The 15,973-nt window shown below is 68.6% G+C and carries 16 protein-coding genes and 2 pseudogenes; 8 read left to right on the top strand and 10 right to left on the bottom strand.

Annotation, left to right across the window (positions count from 1 at the left end):
• The first annotated feature begins 36 nt into the window (after positions 1-36).
• From ACIOHC_RS29495 to ACIOHC_RS29480, 4 genes are read left to right on the top strand one after another with little or no spacing between them, the layout of a single operon-like run.
• On the top strand, positions 37-1,023 hold the full coding sequence (locus ACIOHC_RS29495) for an ABC transporter substrate-binding protein (RefSeq protein ID WP_351082306.1): 987 nt from the start codon (positions 37-39) through the stop codon (positions 1,021-1,023).
• Positions 1,020-2,075: an iron ABC transporter permease gene (locus tag ACIOHC_RS29490; protein ID WP_351082304.1), complete on the top strand. Its 1,056-nt coding sequence runs from the start codon at positions 1,020-1,022 to the stop codon at positions 2,073-2,075. The genes ACIOHC_RS29495 and ACIOHC_RS29490 overlap by 4 nt, the downstream gene beginning before the upstream one ends.
• The gene (locus ACIOHC_RS29485) at positions 2,072-2,860 is read left to right on the top strand and encodes an ABC transporter ATP-binding protein (RefSeq protein ID WP_351082302.1); all 789 of its coding nucleotides are present in this window, start codon (positions 2,072-2,074) and stop codon (positions 2,858-2,860) included. The genes ACIOHC_RS29490 and ACIOHC_RS29485 overlap by 4 nt, the downstream gene beginning before the upstream one ends.
• Entirely contained in the window at positions 2,857-3,618 is a 762-nt protein-coding gene (locus tag ACIOHC_RS29480; protein WP_401844644.1) for a hypothetical protein, read from the top strand. Before ACIOHC_RS29485 ends, ACIOHC_RS29480 begins: the two co-directional genes overlap by 4 nt.
• Before the next feature lie 125 nt (positions 3,619-3,743).
• Here ACIOHC_RS29480 and ACIOHC_RS29475 read toward each other — a convergent pair.
• The 3 genes and pseudogenes from ACIOHC_RS29475 to aztA form a co-directional block, all read right to left on the bottom strand.
• Positions 3,744-3,893, bottom strand: a pseudogene (locus tag ACIOHC_RS29475) (enoyl-CoA hydratase-related protein); the annotation flags it as partial.
• 560 nt (positions 3,894-4,453) lie between these two features.
• On the bottom strand, positions 4,454-4,882 hold the full coding sequence (locus ACIOHC_RS29470; protein WP_351082299.1) for an SRPBCC family protein: 429 nt from the start codon (positions 4,880-4,882) through the stop codon (positions 4,454-4,456).
• 827 nt (positions 4,883-5,709) lie between these two features.
• Positions 5,710-6,411, bottom strand: a complete 702-nt coding sequence (gene aztA / locus ACIOHC_RS29465; protein ID WP_401844641.1) for a zinc ABC transporter ATP-binding protein AztA — start codon at positions 6,409-6,411, stop codon at positions 5,710-5,712.
• Between the two features lie 66 nt (positions 6,412-6,477).
• Here aztA and aztB point away from each other — a divergent pair, with 66 nt between their 5' ends.
• From aztB to aztD, 4 genes are read left to right on the top strand one after another with little or no spacing between them, the layout of a single operon-like run.
• Positions 6,478-7,359, top strand: coding sequence for a zinc ABC transporter permease AztB (gene aztB / locus ACIOHC_RS29460; protein ID WP_351082295.1), 882 nt, complete (start codon positions 6,478-6,480; stop codon positions 7,357-7,359).
• Positions 7,356-8,570 (top strand): hypothetical protein, encoded by a 1,215-nt coding sequence (locus tag ACIOHC_RS29455; RefSeq protein ID WP_351082293.1) that lies wholly within the window; start codon positions 7,356-7,358, stop codon positions 8,568-8,570. Before aztB ends, ACIOHC_RS29455 begins: the two co-directional genes overlap by 4 nt.
• Positions 8,567-9,520: a zinc ABC transporter substrate-binding protein AztC gene (gene aztC, locus ACIOHC_RS29450; protein ID WP_365689992.1), complete on the top strand. Its 954-nt coding sequence runs from the start codon at positions 8,567-8,569 to the stop codon at positions 9,518-9,520. The genes ACIOHC_RS29455 and aztC overlap by 4 nt, the downstream gene beginning before the upstream one ends.
• Before the next feature lie 50 nt (positions 9,521-9,570).
• Complete coding sequence (gene aztD, locus ACIOHC_RS29445; protein ID WP_351082291.1) at positions 9,571-10,764, top strand: zinc metallochaperone AztD; 1,194 nt, start codon at positions 9,571-9,573, stop codon at positions 10,762-10,764.
• Between the two features lie 172 nt (positions 10,765-10,936).
• Here aztD and ACIOHC_RS29440 read toward each other — a convergent pair whose 3' ends face one another.
• From ACIOHC_RS29440 to ACIOHC_RS29410, 7 genes and pseudogenes are all read right to left on the bottom strand, one after another.
• Complete coding sequence (locus ACIOHC_RS29440; RefSeq protein WP_401844636.1) at positions 10,937-11,110, bottom strand: CsbD family protein; 174 nt, start codon at positions 11,108-11,110, stop codon at positions 10,937-10,939.
• Positions 11,111-11,199: 89 nt separating this feature from the next.
• Positions 11,200-11,577 (bottom strand): hypothetical protein, encoded by a 378-nt coding sequence (locus tag ACIOHC_RS29435; RefSeq protein ID WP_351082358.1) that lies wholly within the window; start codon positions 11,575-11,577, stop codon positions 11,200-11,202.
• Between the two features lie 184 nt (positions 11,578-11,761).
• Positions 11,762-12,316: a hypothetical protein gene (locus ACIOHC_RS29430; RefSeq protein ID WP_351082288.1), complete on the bottom strand. Its 555-nt coding sequence runs from the start codon at positions 12,314-12,316 to the stop codon at positions 11,762-11,764.
• A gap of 118 nt (positions 12,317-12,434) precedes the next feature.
• Positions 12,435-12,584 (bottom strand): annotated as a pseudogene (locus tag ACIOHC_RS29425) (DUF6131 family protein); the annotation flags it as partial.
• A 547-nt stretch (positions 12,585-13,131) separates the two neighbouring features.
• Positions 13,132-13,425, bottom strand: coding sequence for a hypothetical protein (locus tag ACIOHC_RS29420; protein ID WP_365692246.1), 294 nt, complete (start codon positions 13,423-13,425; stop codon positions 13,132-13,134).
• A 118-nt stretch (positions 13,426-13,543) separates the two neighbouring features.
• The gene (locus tag ACIOHC_RS29415; protein WP_351082284.1) at positions 13,544-14,563 is read right to left on the bottom strand and encodes a DUF4331 family protein; all 1,020 of its coding nucleotides are present in this window, start codon (positions 14,561-14,563) and stop codon (positions 13,544-13,546) included.
• 527 nt (positions 14,564-15,090) lie between these two features.
• A complete protein-coding gene (locus ACIOHC_RS29410) occupies positions 15,091-15,879 on the bottom strand; it encodes a hypothetical protein (protein ID WP_401844634.1) in 789 nt (262 codons plus the stop codon).
• Positions 15,880-15,973 lie beyond the last annotated feature (94 nt).

Here is a 15,973-nt window from a genome sequence, read left to right as displayed (position 1 = left end):
CCAGGGGACGAGGACATCCCCCGGAAAGGCTCGGCCATGCCCCGGATCCGCCGTGTACCACTCGCGCTCATACCGCTGCTTCTGCTGCCGCTCACCGGCTGCGGCTCCGGCACGGGCGGTGAGGGCAAGGCAGAGACCGCACCGGCCGCCGACGGTTATCCCTACACGGTCACCAACTGCGGTACGAAGACGACCTTCGACGCCCCGCCGAAGCGGGTCGTCACCATGAACCAGCACGTCACCGAAATCATGCTGGCCCTTGGGCTCCAGGACCGGCTGGCCGGGACGGCCTACCTGGACGACAGCATCCTGCCGAAGTACCGGTCCGCGTACGCCAGCACCAAGGTGCTCGCGAAGGAGTACCCCTCCAAGGAGGTGCTGCTCGGCGCCAACCCCGACTTCGTCTACGGCGGGTACAGCAGCGCGTTCGACAAGACCAAGGGCCAGGACCGGGTGGGGCTCCGGAAGGACGGCATCAACACCCGGCTGAACATCGAGAACTGCACCAAGGGCAAGGTCGGCATCGATCAGCTCGCCACCGAGATCACCCAAGTCGCCAGGACCTTCGGCGTACCGGAGCGCGGCAAGAAGCTGCTTGCCGAGGAGCGACAGAAGATCGCGGCGGTCGAGGCAGACCTCAAGGGCTCCTCGCGTCCCTCGGTGTTCGTGTACGACTCCGGCGACAGCTCCGCGTTCACCGCCGGCGGTAAGGGCATCGGCAACGAGATCGTCCGGCTCGCCGGGGGCAGGAACGTCTTCGCGGACCTCGACGCCACCTTCGGCGACGTGTCCTGGGAGCAGGTCATCAAGCGCAAGCCCGAGGTGGTCGTGATCTACGACTACGGAGGCACCACGGTGGCGGCCAAGAAAAAGCGGCTGCTGAACGATCCGGCACTCGCGGACGTGCCGGCGATCAAGGACAGGAAGTTCGCGGTACTCCCGCTGTCCTCGGCCGTGCTCGGTGTCCGGGTCGCCGACGCCGTGCGGGACCTGGCCGGGCAGCTGCACCCCGGCACTCCGTGAGCGCGGAGTCCGCCCGCCCCGGTCCGAAGTCCGTCCTCCGCTCGACCCCCGTCGTGATCGGCGTTCTCACGGTGCTGCTGCTCGCGGCGGCGGTGGCCGGTCTGGCGCTCGGCCCGGTACGGATTCCGCCGGGCCAGGTACTGAGTACGGTCCTGGGTGGTGAACGCACTGGTGCGTACCCGACGATCGTGTGGGAGGTACGACTGCCCAGGGTGCTGCTCGGGGCCGTCGTCGGCGCCGGGCTGGCGCTGTCGGGAACGGTGCTCCAGGCGCTGGTGCGTAACCCGTTGGCCGATCCGTTTCTGCTGGGCGCCTCGTCCGGGGCATCAGCGGGCGCTGCCGTGGTCGTCGTGCTGGGGGTCGGCGCCGGGGCGGCCACCGACGTGGCCCTGCCCATTGCCGCGTTCGCCGGGTCCATGGCGGCGCTGGTCGCCGTCTACGCGATGGCCCGGCGCGGCGGCACCATGACAACGGGCCGGCTGATCCTGGCCGGGGTGGCGATCCAGTACGTACTGTCCGCGTTCACCAGCCTGATCCTGGTCCTCTCCTCCCGGGCCGAGCATGTGCGGGCGATCCTGTTCTGGACGCTGGGCGGCCTGGGTGGCGCCCGTTGGGACCAACTGGCGCTGCCTGCGTCGGTATTGGGCGTCGGGGCCGTGCTCCTGATCAGCCTGGCCCGTCCACTGGATCTGCTGCTGACCGGGGAGGAAGGGGCACGCAGCCTCGGCCTGGACCCCGGGCGCTTCCGGGGCGGGGTCTTCGTGCTGGTGTCACTGATCATCGGGGTGCTGGTCGCCTACAGCGGGGCGATCGGCTTCGTCGGCCTGATGATTCCGCACGCCGCCCGGATGATCGTCGGCGCGTCCCACCGCAGACTGCTGCCGGTGGCCGCGCTCGGCGGGGCCGCCTTCCTGCTGCTGGCCGATCTGCTGGCGCGGACCGTGGCAGCCCCCGAAGAGATTCCCGCCGGAGTGATCACTGCTCTGGTGGGCGGCCCGTTCTTCCTCTGGCTGCTGCGCCGCTCCAGCCGTACCGAAGGGATCACGGGATGAGCCCGGCACCGTCCCCGACGGCGCTCGCCGCCGACGGGATCAGCTACGAGGTGGCCGGCCGTACCCTGCTCGACGCGGTCACGCTGGACGCCGCCCCCGGCGAGACGGTCGGCCTGGTCGGGCCGAACGGCAGCGGCAAGACCACCTTCCTGCGCTGTGTCTACGGCGCCCTGCGCCCCGCAGCGGGTCGGGTCCTGCTGGACGGAGCGGACGCCGCGGCCCTCGGTGTGAAGGAACGGGCCCGCCGCGTCGCCGTCGTACCGCAGGACAGCCCCGGCACCTTCGGCCTGACCGTACGCCAGGTCGTGGCGATGGGCCGAAGCCCACACAAGCGGTTCTGGGAGCAGGACGACGCCGACGACGCCCGCCGCATCGACCGGGCGCTGCGGCGCGTCGGCACGGCGCCCCTGGCCGACCGGCGGTTCGAAGAGCTGTCCGGCGGGGAACGGCAACGGGCCTTGATCGCACGCGCGTTGGTCCAGGAACCGGGGCTGCTGGCGCTCGACGAACCCACGAACCATCTGGACATCCGATACCAGCTGGAGATCCTCGGCCTGGTGAGAACGCTGGGCACCACCAATCTTCTGGTGCTGCACGACCTCAACCTGGCCGCTTCCTACTGCGACCGGCTGTTCGTGCTCAGCGCCGGACGACTGGTGGCATCCGGCTCCCCGCACGCGGTACTGACGGAGGAACTGCTGGCCGAGGTCTACGGGATACGAACCCGGATCGGCGTCCACCCGGTCACCGGCTCCCCCAACGTCGTCTACCTCCCGCTGTCATGAGCGACGACACTTCCCCCGTCTGGACGCCCTTGCCGCACGGGCCACGCTGGCAGGTCACCGAAGGCGAACCGTCCGCGAGCGAAGCAGGGCAGTGGCTGGCAGCCGACCGACTGGCCGACCCGGCGGGCGTGGAGCTGTCCAATCTGCTGGAGCGCGAGCGCACCGGCAGCGACCACCGCACCGGTCATGCGACCGCGCTGACCCTGATGGCGGTGTACGCGGGCCGGGTCACCGCCGCCGCCGTGCTCCATTGGGCGCTGTACGACGAGGTCCCGGACATGCGGTCCGGCAATGTCCTGGTGCGCCCCGCCACGCACGGGATCGGCGGAGTCCGGGTGCGCAGGGCCCGGCTGCTGCTGCCCCGGACCGGGGAGGACTCCGTACGGCTGCTGCATCGCACCGTGCTCGACGGGCATCTGCTGCCCATCGCCGATGCGCTGCACCGTCGTACCCGCGCCGGAGCCAGACAGTTGAGCGGAGGGATCGCCCATGGCTGCGCCACGGCGCTGTGCGCGTACGGCGTCCGGGTGGATCTGCTGGCCGCCCGCTGGCGGCAATTCGTGGACACCGCACCCGGCGGACTCGAAACGCTGGGCGAGGTGGCCAGGGTCCGACGGGCGCCGGACGGCCCGGAACGGCTGGTCTATCTGCGCAACACCTGCTGTCTGTACTACACGAGTGCGGAGGCGGTGCGCTGTATGAGCTGTTGTCTGACGAGCCGCCAGGAGCGACTACGGGCTTACACGAGGCCGAAGTAGAAGCAGCGGGCTCCGGGGAGCCGGGACGTCGGTACCGGCGAAAAGCTGACCCGGCCCCGAATCCCGGCAGGCGGCGCCGGTCGCGGTACGGGTCGTCCCGCAGATGTGACGCGAGTGATTCGTCGAAAGGCCGTCATGCCCTCCTTCTGGTCGGCGGTGGCGAAGACGGCGTGGAAGAGGCGGCGCTCGAAGCGGATCCCTTCGGGAAGGGTGGTCTCGAAGGCGCGGTTCACAGCCTCTTTCGCCATCATCGCGACCCGTGCGGACATGGCGGTACCGCCCGCGCGCCGCGGCCACGTTTTCGGCTACGGCCAGCGCCTCGGTGAGGCGCTGTTCCCCGTCTGGCGCCACCACCCCTTCTTCACCCACCAGCCCGCCCAACCGGAACCGAACCCGTGGAAGAGCTGGGCAGACCAGCAGAAACAACCTGGAGCGGGAAGGCCATGGACCGGAGCGGTTGGCCTTCCACGAGTTCAAGAAGATCTGGGACACCGCTCGCCGAGAGATCGCCGCCCGGCCGTCATGACCCCAGAAGTGGGCATGACGCATCGCCCCCGTCGTGAGACACGAGCACCCGGCCGCTGGATGAGACAGCCCAAGCACCCACGGGTCAGTGCGCCCTGTGTCGCGAGCCGCGAGTCCCTACGAGCCAGGAAGCGCACCAGGACGCCGGGAAAGGGCTCGGCCGCGGCGCGACCATTCGGTTGTGGTCGGGAGCGCAGGGTTCGAGCGGGGAGCGTCGGTCCAGGACTTCCGTCCCTTGGTGCAGGACTACGAAGCCGGTGGTATCGGCCTGTGCGCCGGTCCCTACCCGAGCACGATCACCACGTCGGGATCAATGCCTGCTCTCCAGCAGGTCCTTGAGCTTCTCCAGGTCGGTCCGGACTGTGTCCTCGATCGCATGGACCTGGGCGAATCCCTTCGGGCCGCCGAAGGTCGCCCGCACGGTGTCCGGGTCGTACTCCAGCCGGACTTGTAGCTGGGTATGTGTGTCGTCCAGCGGGTTCACGGCGAAGGCTGCCTTCAGGTCTGGGCTGTCCACCGTCCAATCCATCACCTGGCCCTTACCGCGATCGGCAATGCGAGTCTCGAAAGCCTGCTCGTCGTCCCCGATCCGGACGTCGAGATGGGCTCGGCTGCTGCCTTGCGCGGCGGCGCTCTTCACGCCCTCCATGAACATCGGGTACTCATCGATGCGGTGCAGTTGCGCCCAGACCTCCTGCGCGGGGACATCGACGTCGACCTGTTCTTCGAGCCTGCTCATCGGGAGCCTCGCTTTCCGGCCCGGCCGCCCGGGCCATCGATACCTCCAGCCTGCTCTGCTGCCCGCTCTCCGGCCACCCAGCCCGGTTCTGTCTTCCATACGCGCGATCCGGTCACGCTCCGTGGGTACATGTATCCGTTCGTCGTTGTTCTAGGTCAGGGAACGGAAATACGCTTCGGCCTCCTTCGCCGAAGTCTGCCGCCGACACGACATCCGTCGCAGCATGCCTCCGCCGGGCCGCACCGATTCGCGGCATGAATTGCCCCCGTCCCCACCCCGCGCACAGCCCCGCCTGGGCGGCGTCGGCCCTGGACCGTGCACGCCTGCGCCAGCGTCTCGGCGTCAGACCTCCGGTCCGCTGCGCGGCGGCGTCGGGGTCGATCGAGGGCGGCAGCCGATGAGACGGTGAGGCGGTGACCATCGTCGTCTCCATCCGTGTGGGTGAATGCTGCTGCCGGTCATGTCAGCCCTCCTGGGTCGGCCCACTATTGGCCGCCTCAGGAGGAGGGCCGGTGCCGGGGAGGAGGGCCCGGCACCGGCCCGCGGAGCGTGCCTGCGGCTCCAGTGGACCGCCGACACCCGTTCGGCGGCCGGGCCACCACCGATGACGGAGGTCCGGTACCAGCGAACCGAGAGGGAGGGCCGGGCCCCGTCACCACAGCGGCGCTCCGCGTATCCGCAACGAAACCCTAACCGCGATGGTAATCATTTCCAACTAGCAGGGAAGAGCCGCCTTGCCCCGGCGGCCACGAGTTTCCCTCGTCCGCGCACCCAATCGCCGCCCCAACCGGCCGCCCCGGACGGGACGAACGCTCCGCTCCCGACCTTCAATCACGCCGGGGCAGCCGCCAGATCTCGTCGACAGCATCATCGGTCAACACCTCCCCGGGAGCCCCCTCCCTCCACAGCAACCCCTCCTGGAGCAGCAGGAGATGACCCGCGGACCTGGCCACTTCGAGGTCATGGGTCGCCTGCACGACCGTCACCCCCTCCTCCGTCACCTCGGCCAGCGCTTCGGCGATAAGCCGCTGAGCCGTCGCGTCGAGGCCGGTGGCGGGCTCATCGAGCAGGAGCAGATCCGCCTCCTGCGCCAGCCCCTGCGCGACGAGGGCGCGCTGGCGCTGGCCACCCGAGAGCTCCCCCAACCGCCGATGGGCGAGGGAGCTGATACCGAGCCGGCTCATGCTCGCCTCCACGACGTCCCGGTCCCGTCGCGACAGCCGCCGCCACAGCCCGCGGCGCCCCCACCTGCCCATCGTCACGGCGTCACGCACCGTCAGTGGCAGCACGTCGGCCACCCTGCTGCGCTGCGTCACGAACGCCGCGCGCCTGCCGGTCCGATGCTCAACCTCGCCCGCCGTCACCTGGATCACACCGGCGATCACCCCCAGCAGCGTGGACTTGCCCGAGCCGTTCGGCCCGACCACGGCAGTGGTGGTGAACGCCGGTACACGCAAAGTGAGTTGATCCAGTACCGCACGGTTCGCATAACCGGCCGACACGCCGTCGAGCCTTACCTGCCACTGCATGCCCCGAGCCTCTTCCCGCTACGCTTCTTTGTAGTGATAATCGTTTTCATTGTAAGGTCCTGCCGCATGGAATGGTTGATGGGCCCCTTCGAGGTGACCTTTGTCCAACGGGCCCTGTGGGGCGGCGTACTCGTGTCACTGATCTGCGCCCTGGCCGGTACGTGGGTCGTTCTGCGCGGTATGGCGTTCTTCGGGGACGCGATGTCGCACGGCATGCTTCCCGGAATCGCGCTCGCCTCACTGCTGGGAGGCAACCTGCTCATCGGCGCCGCCGTGAGCGCTGCCGTCATGGCGCTCGGCGTCAACGTCGTCGGCCGGTCACCCCGCCTGTCGCAGGACACCAGCATCGGCCTGCTCTTCGTGGGGATGCTGTCGCTGGGCGTGATCACCGTCTCGCGTTCGCAGTCGTTCGCGGTCGACCTGACCGGCTTCCTCTTCGGCGATGTGCTCGCCGTGCGTTCGGCCGACCTGGCCTACCTCGGGGGCGCGCTGGTCATCGCGCTGGTGATCTCCGTACTCGGCTACCGGCCGTTCGTCGCGCTGGCGTTCGACGAGCGCAAGGCGCACACACTGGGGCTCCGGCCGCGCCTCGCGCACGCGGCTCTGCTGGCCCTGCTCACGCTGGCCATCGTCGCGTCGTTCCACGTGGTGGGCACTCTGCTGGTCTTCGGCCTGCTGATCGCGCCGCCCGCAGCCGTGCTGCCGTGGGCCCGGCGCATCCCGGTGATCATGATCGGCGCCGCCTGCCTGGGAGCGAGCGCGACGTTCATCGGCCTGCTGCTCTCGTGGCACCTCCACACGGCTGCCGGGGCGAGCATCGCGGCGACGGCAGTCGCCCAGTTCCTGCTCTCCACCACGGCCTCCGGCCTCCACGACCGGTGGGTACGGCCCACTCCCCCCACCTCCACGACCGACCGCCCGCACATGGAATACGGACGTCCCTCATGACACTCAGGAAGACGCGAACCGCCACAGCACTCTCCTGCGCGGCCCTTGTCGGCTCCGGGCTGCTCGTCGGCTGCCAGAGCGGCAGCGACGCGAAGGCACCCTCGAAGGCCTCGGCCTCGGCGAAACCTCACGGGTACGTGGAGGGAGCCGAAGAAGCCTCCGAACAGCAGTCCCGGCTCGTACTCGCCGACGCGGGCACGGGGGCGGTCAAGGTCCTGGACCTGATCACCGAGGACATCACGTCACTCAAGGCCCGTGACGACGTACAGGGTCTGCGCACCGACGGCCGGTTCGCCTACCTGAGCACCGCCGGCGGCACACACGTCGTCGACACCGGTGCCTGGACGGTGGATCACGGCGATCACGTCCACCACTACCGCGCCGCGATTCGCGATGTAGGGCCCATGGCGGGGACGAAGGCCGCCTACATCCACAGCGATCAGGCCGTCACCGCGGTCTCCTTCTCTCAGGGCGGCACCCAACTGCTCGACCGCAAGAAGCTAGAGGACGGGACCGTCCCCCGTGGCAGCGCGGTGACCGGCGCGGGCAGCGGGGCGGTCGTCCCCTACAAGGAGCATCTGCTGGTCACAGCGGCGGGCGCCGGGAAGGACACCTTCGAGGTCCGCGACCGGGAGGGCACACGGGTCACCGCACTGAAGGAGCCGTGTGCCCAGGCGCGCGGCGAGGCCGTCACCCGCCGGGGCGTGGTGTTCGGATGTGCTGACGGCGCGCTGCTGGTCAGCGAGGACAAGGGCACGTTCGACGCCGAGAAGATCCCGTACAGCACAGCGGTGACGACCTCGGACCGGGCCGTCGACTTCCACCACCGGGCGGGCAGCACCACGCTCGCGGCCAGGTCCGGCGATGACGCCGTCTGGGTCCTCGATGTCACCGACCGCGCCTGGACGCGCATCGCAACCGGCCCGGTGGTGGCTGCCAACACCGCCGGAGAGGGTTCTCCGCTGCTCGCGCTCGGCAAGGACGGTGTGCTCACCGCCTACGACATCGCCACCAAGAAGAGCGTCGCCCGTAAGGAACTCCTCCCGAAGGGGGCCGAGTCCGCCGCCATCGAGGTCGACACCACCCGCGCGTACGTCAACGACGCCGCGGCGCGGAAGGTCTACGAGATCGACTACAACGACCGGCTTCGGCTCGCCCGGACCTTCCCGCTCGACTTCGCCCCGACGTACATGGTGGAGGCCGGCCGATGAGCACCGATTCCGCGACTGTGCGCAGGCGTTGGGTACCTGAGCGTCTCCTTCTCGCTTCCCTGGCCGGCGTATTGCTCCTGGGGGTGAGCGGTTGCGCGGGAAGCGAGCAAGGCCACCCCTCCGTGGTCGTCACCACGAACATCCTCGGTGACATCACCCGCAACATCGTCGGCGACGAGGCCGAGGTGACCGTGCTGATGCGGGCCGACGCCGATCCGCACTCCTTCGGTGTCTCGGCTCCGCAGGCGGCGTCCATCGAGCAGGCCGATCTGGTCGTGTACAACGGTCTCGGCCTGGAGCAGAACATTTTGCGTCATGTGGAGGCCGCCGAGGAGGCCGGCGTCTCCACCCTGGCGGTCGGGGACGCCGTCGATCCGATCACCTATACGGCCGGCGATTCCACCGACGAGCCCGATCCTCACTTCTGGACCGACCCAGAGCGGGTCCGCAAGGCCGTCGGGCTCATAGCGGAGCAGGTCACCGAGCATGTGAAGGGCGTCGACGAGACCGTCGTCGAGAAGAACGCCTCCGCCTATGGAGCACAGGTCACCGAACTCACCGCGTGGATGCGGAAGCAGTTCGACGAAATCCCCCCCGATCAGCGTCAGTTGGTGACCAACCATCACGTCTTCGGATATCTGGCTCAGCGTTTCGGATTCCGGATCGTGGGTGCGGTGATCCCGAGCGGGACCACCCTCGCGTCGCCGAGCGCCTCGGACCTCAAGTCCCTTGCCACCGCCATCGAGACGGCGGGCGTGAAGGCGATTTTCGCGGACTCGTCGCAACCCCACCGACTGGCCCGGGTACTGAAACGCGAGAGCGACATCAAGGTCGACGTCGTGCCGCTGTTCTCCGAATCCCTCACCACAAAGGGAAAGGGGGCGGCCACCTACCTGGAAATGATGCGCGCCAATACCAGGTCCATATCCACAGGTCTGGGCACCGAATAGCCGCGTTGTCGCCGGTCATGAGCGACAGCCATGGAGAGGAAATCCACGTTATGAAGCATGTAGCACCCCCGAGGGCAGCGGCTGCCGTCGGCGCCCTGCTCGCGGCTTCCGTCGTGCTCGCCGCCTGCGGGGGCGACAACAAGGAGTCCGCCGCCAAGACGACGGACCGGGCGTCGGGCTCACCGGCCGCCCAGGTCGTGGACCCGATCGTCACCACATACGACGGGGGCCTGTACGTACTGGACGGAAGGACGCTGAAACTTGCCGAAGACATACCTCTTGAGGGGTTCAACCGGGTCAACCCCGCGGGCAGCGACCGCCACGTGATGGTCTCGACCGCGACCGGTTTCCAGGTGCTGGACGCAGCGGGACGAAAGCTCACCGATGTCGAGTTCGAAGGCAGCAAGCCCGGCCACGTCGTACGTCACGCGGGCAAGACCATCCTCTTCGCCGACGGTACCGGCGTGGTCACGGTCTTCGACCCGAAGGACCTCGGTGACACGAAGCCGAAGACCGAGACGTACACCTCCGCCGCCCCGCACCACGGTGTCGCCATCCAACTCGCCGACGGCAAGCTGGTGACCACCCTCGGTACGGAGGAGAAGCGCGTCGGCATCGCCGTACTGGACACGGACCGTAAGGAGATCACCCGCAGCGAGGAGTGCCCGGGCGTCCACGGGGAGGCGACCGCGCAGGGCGAGGCGGTCGTCATCGGCTGCGAGGACGGCGTCCTGATCTACAAGGACGGCGCCGTCAAGAAGGTGGAGAGCCCCACGGAGTACGGCCGGATCGGCAACCAGGCAGGGTCCGACGAGTCCCCCATCGTCCTCGGCGACTTCAAGAAGGACAAGGACGCCGAGCTGGAACGCCCGGAGCAGGTGTCGCTCATCGACACCGAGACGGGCAAGATGCGGCTCGTCGACATCGGTGCGAGCTACACCTTCCGTTCGCTGGCACGCGGTCCGCACGGTGAGGCGCTCGTCCTGGGCACCGACGGCAGTATCCATGTCATCGACCCCGTCACGGGCAAGGTGACCAAGAAGATCTGCGCCCTCGGTTCGTGGCAGGAGCCGCTGGACTGGCAGCAGTCCCGCCCGGCGCTGTTCGTGCGCGACCACACGGCGTACGTCTCGGACCCGTCGAACAAGAAGCTGCTGGCCATCGACATCGAGTCGGGCAAGCAACTGGCCTCGACGGAGCTGCCGAAAGCCCCCAACGAGCTGAGTGGCGTCAAGCAGCACTGACTCACTCCCGAGGCACGAGGAGCGCGCTCCCGCCGGGCGGGAGCGCGCTCCTCCTGATGCCCCTGCAGGAGCCGTCCGACGACGAGGCGGCGCCCCGCGCTCCGGCGAGGGAGCGCGAGTCGTCAGCAATAGCGGCCACAGACCCCGGGGCTGCGGCCGAAGGGCGCAATGGTCAGTGCTTGAAGGCGTCCTTGATCTTCGCCGCAGCCTGTTTGACGTTGCCCTTGATCTGGTCGCCGCGCCCTTCCGCCTGCAGACGTCGGCTACCTGTTCCGCGGCCGACAGCCTTTTTGGTGCCGCCCTTGACCGCTTCGGCTTTGTGCGCGATCTTCTTCGCGATGCTCATGGTCTGCCGTCCTTGGTGAGTGATCTGCCAGTGCATTGGGAGGGGCGAGTCAGCGGTCGTCTGCGGGGACCTGGCGGCGGCAGGGTTGGTCAGGTGCTGAGCAGGCGGTTGAAGAACGATCGGTACTGCTGGAGCGCAAGGCGCAGATCTTCGGTCGCCACCTGCTCGCCGCGCTGCCACTGGCCTTCGAGGCCGCGCTTGTGCTCGGAGAAGGTCGTGGCCAGCGCCTGCATCGTCTCGGCGACCAGCTGGTCGGCCGCGTTGACGGCGTTCTTGGGGTCGTCGACGAATTCGCCCTGGATCTTCTGCCACCTGGCGCGGAATCCCTCCTGCTCATTCCCGAGCAGGGGTTCGTTCTCCTCGGCCGGTTCCGCTGCGCGGCGTTCACCGGCGGATGCCCGGCCGCCACCTTCCTCCCGGCCCTCATCGTCGGTGGTCGTGGCCTCCTCGGGGTACTCCGGTGGCACGTCAGCCAAGCCCGGCGCTTCATCTCCGGGGCCCTGCCGGGCACCGGTAAGGTCCTCCGTGGACGGAACGCCCTCGTCCCTCTGGGGTGTGTCCTGGTTGCGCATCGCTTCACTTCCGTCCGTCACCTGCTCCGGTCGGGCGCCGACTGAGCCAGCTCGTCGTCCTCAAGCGTTGGCCGCGGACTCACGCCTGGCTCCCGCGTGGCCGGTCGCCGTTGTGGAGCAGTTCTTCGAACAGCGCGCGGTAGTGCACCATCGCGCCGCGCAGCTCCTCCGTGGTCGCCTGATGGCGGCTGCTGCGGTTGTTGACCTCGTGGGCGGCGCGGTAGTGCTCCAGCGTGCGCCCGTGTTCGACCGACAGGTCCTTCAGCTGCTGCTCGTACCCCTTGGTCGGGTACCCGCGTTCGCTCATGAGCGTGGTTACGAGCCGGTCCGCCTCGTGGACCGCGTCGTCGGGCCGGTCGACGAATCCTTCCTGCACCCGGGTCCACTCCTGGGTGTAGCGGTCGCGGACAGGTGCGGGTAGTGGCTTGATGTCCAGCGCGTCGTGGCGTTCCTCGCGCTCGCGCAGCTCACGCTCGCCCGCCCGGCGGCCGTGCTTGGCTTCCACGGCCCGCTCGTACTCCGGGCCGAACTGCTCCCGCAGCTTCCGGCGGCGCGTGGTAACCATCCACGCTGCCACCGTGCACAAGAGAAGCACCAGCACGACGGCGATGATGATCACGACAATAGGAGACATTGGGTCCTCCGCTCGTTAGCCGAGTGAACCCCCGTGCAATGCGGCCGCCCCTGCCACGCCTCGAACAGGCCGGTTCACGCGCTGGCGGTTGTCGTACAGCGGGGCGCGGTCGCGTCCGCCAGTAATGCCGTCGTCCGACCGCGTGGCCCAGACTTCCCAGCAGGAACAGGGTCGCCCCGATCACGATCAGGATGATCCCGACCGTCCACAGAATGCTGATCCCGGCCAGGAACGCCACGCTCAGCAGAACGACTCCGATGACGATCACGGATTCCTCCGATCACGCATGAGGCCCTGCCCCTCAGCAATCGTCCTCCCTGCCTGCCTCACTGACAAATTGACCAGCAGGGTCAGCAGGGCCGCTGTACCGCAGGCCGAACGCGTGCTCACCTGTGCAGCCGCGCAGCACCCCTGTCGTCTCCACTCGGCTCCCGGGCGCCACCAGGTCGCACGCCGAGCGCGCCCTTCTCGGGAGTGGCACGGACGGGCACCGGAAGACGAGCTGTACGGCGGTGTCGACCCCACCGTCCGCCAGGGGCCCCTGCCGGGCCCGACGACTACGCACCCCGCCCTGGCGCCGGGTGAAAGGCGACGTCGGCCCAGGTGTCCAGGGCGGGACGGGGCGCCATATCGAGTGTGACGGCGATGCTGCAGCCTTGGGCCAACGGTGACAGGTGAGGGCGAGCGATGCAGTGTCGACGCGCCCTGCTGTGGGCTGATCGAGCCATCACTCCTGATCAGGCGATGAGTCTGATCACCGAGGACGCAGTGCTGGCCCGGACCTGACGTCATGGATCCGACGCTCGTGCTTGGACTCAGTCTGGATATACGCCGCACTTCCCGGAGCACGCCATGATTCTCATCCTGGGGCTCATCATCCTGATCGCTGCGGTTGTCGTCGCCGTGGCCGGCGTCGCGAGCGTGTACAACTTCGCGGCGGAGACCAGCATGCCCCGGCCTCGCTCCTCGTGCTGCGCCTGGGCGGCGGGCGGAGTGGCGGTGGTGGCGACGGCCGCCCCGCTCAGCAGGCCGCAGCAGATCGCTGCCACTTTGAGACCGCCGCGGAACCGGGTTTCGCTGCGCGCCGATGTTGAGGCGGAGATGGCCATGGGTTTCCCCAAGTGCGGCTCGACGAAGGCCCGTTCAGTGCGGCTTCGTCAGCTGCACGGCGCATCGGCCTGTCCCGGCTCGGCCGTCGGAGCCCCGGGTGCGTCCCGCCGGGATCCGTCAGGACATGTTTGCCGGGTGCGGGTTGCCGAGGTACGGGAAACGGTCCAGGGTGTCGGTGTGCGGCGTCAGACCGGTGGGCGGCGCCTCGTTCTTGGTGAGCAACGCGACGCGGATGTCGATGACGTCTTCCGTGAATGTCCGGCCATTCGGGTACTCGGCAGGCTTGGACGGGTCGAAGTGCAGCACGTCCGGCAGGAGGCCGTGCTCGTCGAGCGCGGTGATCGCCTCCTCACGCGAGTATCCGCCGGTGTGGCCCAATAGGTGGACGAACTGGTCCGTCCACCTGGCCCGGTCGTCAACCGGCTCGCCGGCGTTGTACTCCTCCTTCGTGTCGTCGGTGTTGAAGAAGCTGCTCATTGACGGGTGCCCGGCCCGGTCCGCGTGGACGAGTTCGCCGTCGCGTTGGACGCTGCACCGGCCCCAGATGTGCAGCTCGGGCTTGGGGGCCAGCTCCGCGGTCGGCAGTTCGATGGCCATGGAGAAGACGTTGGCCGTGCTGTTGGAGTCAACGCCGGTCCACGGGGACCTTCCGCCCAGATGCGGCGCGGTGAAATTCCGATTGCCGCTGGTGTCGAACAGATTCTTGATTCCGTCGAAGTCGAAGAAAAAGGCATCGCTGCGGCTACCGGCGGCCACCTTGTAGTCGCCGCTGCTGACCACGTTGGCCTGGGGGCCGAAGGAGACGGCGGCGTCTGAAACGATCTTGGTGCCGACCGCCTCGGGCCTGCGGGATTCCGCACCGGTGGCCATGAAGACGCTGTAGGTCTGCGAGCCGTCGGATGCCGGCGGGCTGAAGACCCAGCTGAAGGCGCCGTCGGTCAGGTAATCGCCGTCGTTGTCGATGTTCAGGCGGTATACGGCGTCGGGGTGCATGGCATCTGCGTTGGGATTGGCGTTGAGGATGAGAACGGTCCTGCTTGGATCGCCGGGCGCCCCGAAAGCATAAAGGTCGCACAGATCGAGACGCTGGTCGCCGAGTGGTGGCCCAAGACTGAGGCCGGTGAAGTGGTTGGACATGTCAGGCCCTTCCGTTGCTCGCCCGTCAGAAGACCGCCGAGACGCTCGAACGGTCGTTCAGGGGCGCGTGAGGTACACCCATACCTGGGCGGTGCATCCACGCTAGCCGCCACAGCATTCCGACCATCGAGGGCGAAGGCACGGCCGTCAAACAACGCTCGAATGGGTCACCGACAGGCGGGAGGCGATGATCTCTCGATCCGAGAGCAAGCCTTCAGGGGGTCGCCGATCGGGTGATACGCCGCCGCGAACTGTCGGATTCCGAGCGGCAGTTCGTCCGGTCGCTGCTGCTCGAGTCCTTGCGGGGCCAAAAGACAATGAACGACCGCAACGCGCTCGATGGGGTCGCCAGGAAGTCCGGACCGGGGCACCCTGGCGGGACGTGCCCGAGTGATACGGCCGTGGGCCACGCTGCACACCCGTTTCCACCGCTTGGCCAAGGACGGCTTCGAGCGGATGCTCCGGCCAGTCCAGAAAGAAGGAGATGGGGTCGGCCCCAGCGTCAACAACGCTCGTGATCAATACAGTTAGGCCGCGGTTTCTGCGATGAGGACGGTGACGGTGACCAGCCCCCCGGTGTCACTGGTGGCTGCGTCGGCCACCGCCGCCCGGACGGCGCGGGCCACCTCCAGTGGATGGTACCCGGGGGCGACCGCTAGCTGTACCTCGACGTGCTGGCCTGATGGACAGTCATGTCGCTCCACTTTGACCGGGCGGCTTCCCAGCACGGCGGTGAGGCGGGCCACGCCCGGAACAGCCGCCGCGACGTCGGCCAGCTCCCCGCCGGGGCCCCGCATGGATCCCGTTCGTGTGGTTGGGAGCGAGCTTCGCGCGGCTGCGGCCTCCGGCGGGGGCCCCATGGCGCTCTCCGTGGTTCGCGACCTGACGTCTCTCTCCGGGCCCTCATGGAGATCCGTGACGCGCAGGTCAACTGCCACGGCGGCCAGGCCGAGCCGTTCAGCGGCCACGTTGAGCAGTGCGCTCCTCAACTGCTCCGCTGTCCGGGGCAGTGGCTGCCTCATGAATGCGTTGAATGCGGCCTCGATCCTGAGCGGGCCAGGCGGTAGCGCGCCGGCCGGCGGACGGACGGACGGCTCGGACACGGGCCCGAGCGGTGCCGGTCCGATGCGCAGGCTCTCCAGCCAAACGCCGGGAATCTCAGCGGCCGTGCGCCCGAGGGCCCGGACGGCCGCTTGCTCGGTGATCCACGTCCCGTCGTCAGGCCCTCCGAGCGGGAGCAGCCGCCCCAGGTCGAGCTGGCGCCGTACTGCCTGCATCCACGCCTCAGTTTTCACCGGCCTCTCGCCCTCTTCCATGGCCGCAGTTCTCTTCCTCCCCCACCACACCCCGACTCCGCAGGAGCTACGGGCAGGGCACTTCGCACCACTCGTTGAACCACCCAGTATCACG

It is taken from the genome of Streptomyces sp. NPDC088252 (assembly GCF_044740965.1).
Lineage (GTDB): Bacteria > Actinomycetota > Actinomycetes > Streptomycetales > Streptomycetaceae > Streptomyces.
The sequence above is the reverse complement of the archived record's forward strand: the minus strand, read 5'-3'. Positions and strand labels throughout refer to the sequence as shown.

Coding starts and splice junctions, on each gene's coding strand:
- ACIOHC_RS29485 (WP_351082302.1), top strand. CDS start 2,072: ATGAGCCCGGCACCGTCCCCGACGGCGCTCGCCGCCGACGGGATCAGC.
- ACIOHC_RS29455 (WP_351082293.1), top strand. CDS start 7,356: ATGACACTCAGGAAGACGCGAACCGCCACAGCACTCTCCTGCGCGGCC.
- ACIOHC_RS29470 (WP_351082299.1), bottom strand. CDS start 4,882: ATGAGCAGGCTCGAAGAACAGGTCGACGTCGATGTCCCCGCGCAGGAG.
- ACIOHC_RS29415 (WP_351082284.1), bottom strand. CDS start 14,563: ATGTCCAACCACTTCACCGGCCTCAGTCTTGGGCCACCACTCGGCGAC.
- aztD (WP_351082291.1), top strand. CDS start 9,571: ATGAAGCATGTAGCACCCCCGAGGGCAGCGGCTGCCGTCGGCGCCCTG.
- ACIOHC_RS29440 (WP_401844636.1), bottom strand. CDS start 11,110: ATGAGCATCGCGAAGAAGATCGCGCACAAAGCCGAAGCGGTCAAGGGC.
- ACIOHC_RS29430 (WP_351082288.1), bottom strand. CDS start 12,316: ATGTCTCCTATTGTCGTGATCATCATCGCCGTCGTGCTGGTGCTTCTC.
- aztB (WP_351082295.1), top strand. CDS start 6,478: ATGGAATGGTTGATGGGCCCCTTCGAGGTGACCTTTGTCCAACGGGCC.
- aztC (WP_365689992.1), top strand. CDS start 8,567: ATGAGCACCGATTCCGCGACTGTGCGCAGGCGTTGGGTACCTGAGCGT.
- ACIOHC_RS29495 (WP_351082306.1), top strand. CDS start 37: ATGCCCCGGATCCGCCGTGTACCACTCGCGCTCATACCGCTGCTTCTG.
- ACIOHC_RS29420 (WP_365692246.1), bottom strand. CDS start 13,425: ATGGCCATCTCCGCCTCAACATCGGCGCGCAGCGAAACCCGGTTCCGC.
- ACIOHC_RS29410 (WP_401844634.1), bottom strand. CDS start 15,879: ATGGAAGAGGGCGAGAGGCCGGTGAAAACTGAGGCGTGGATGCAGGCA.
- ACIOHC_RS29480 (WP_401844644.1), top strand. CDS start 2,857: ATGAGCGACGACACTTCCCCCGTCTGGACGCCCTTGCCGCACGGGCCA.
- aztA (WP_401844641.1), bottom strand. CDS start 6,411: ATGCAGTGGCAGGTAAGGCTCGACGGCGTGTCGGCCGGTTATGCGAAC.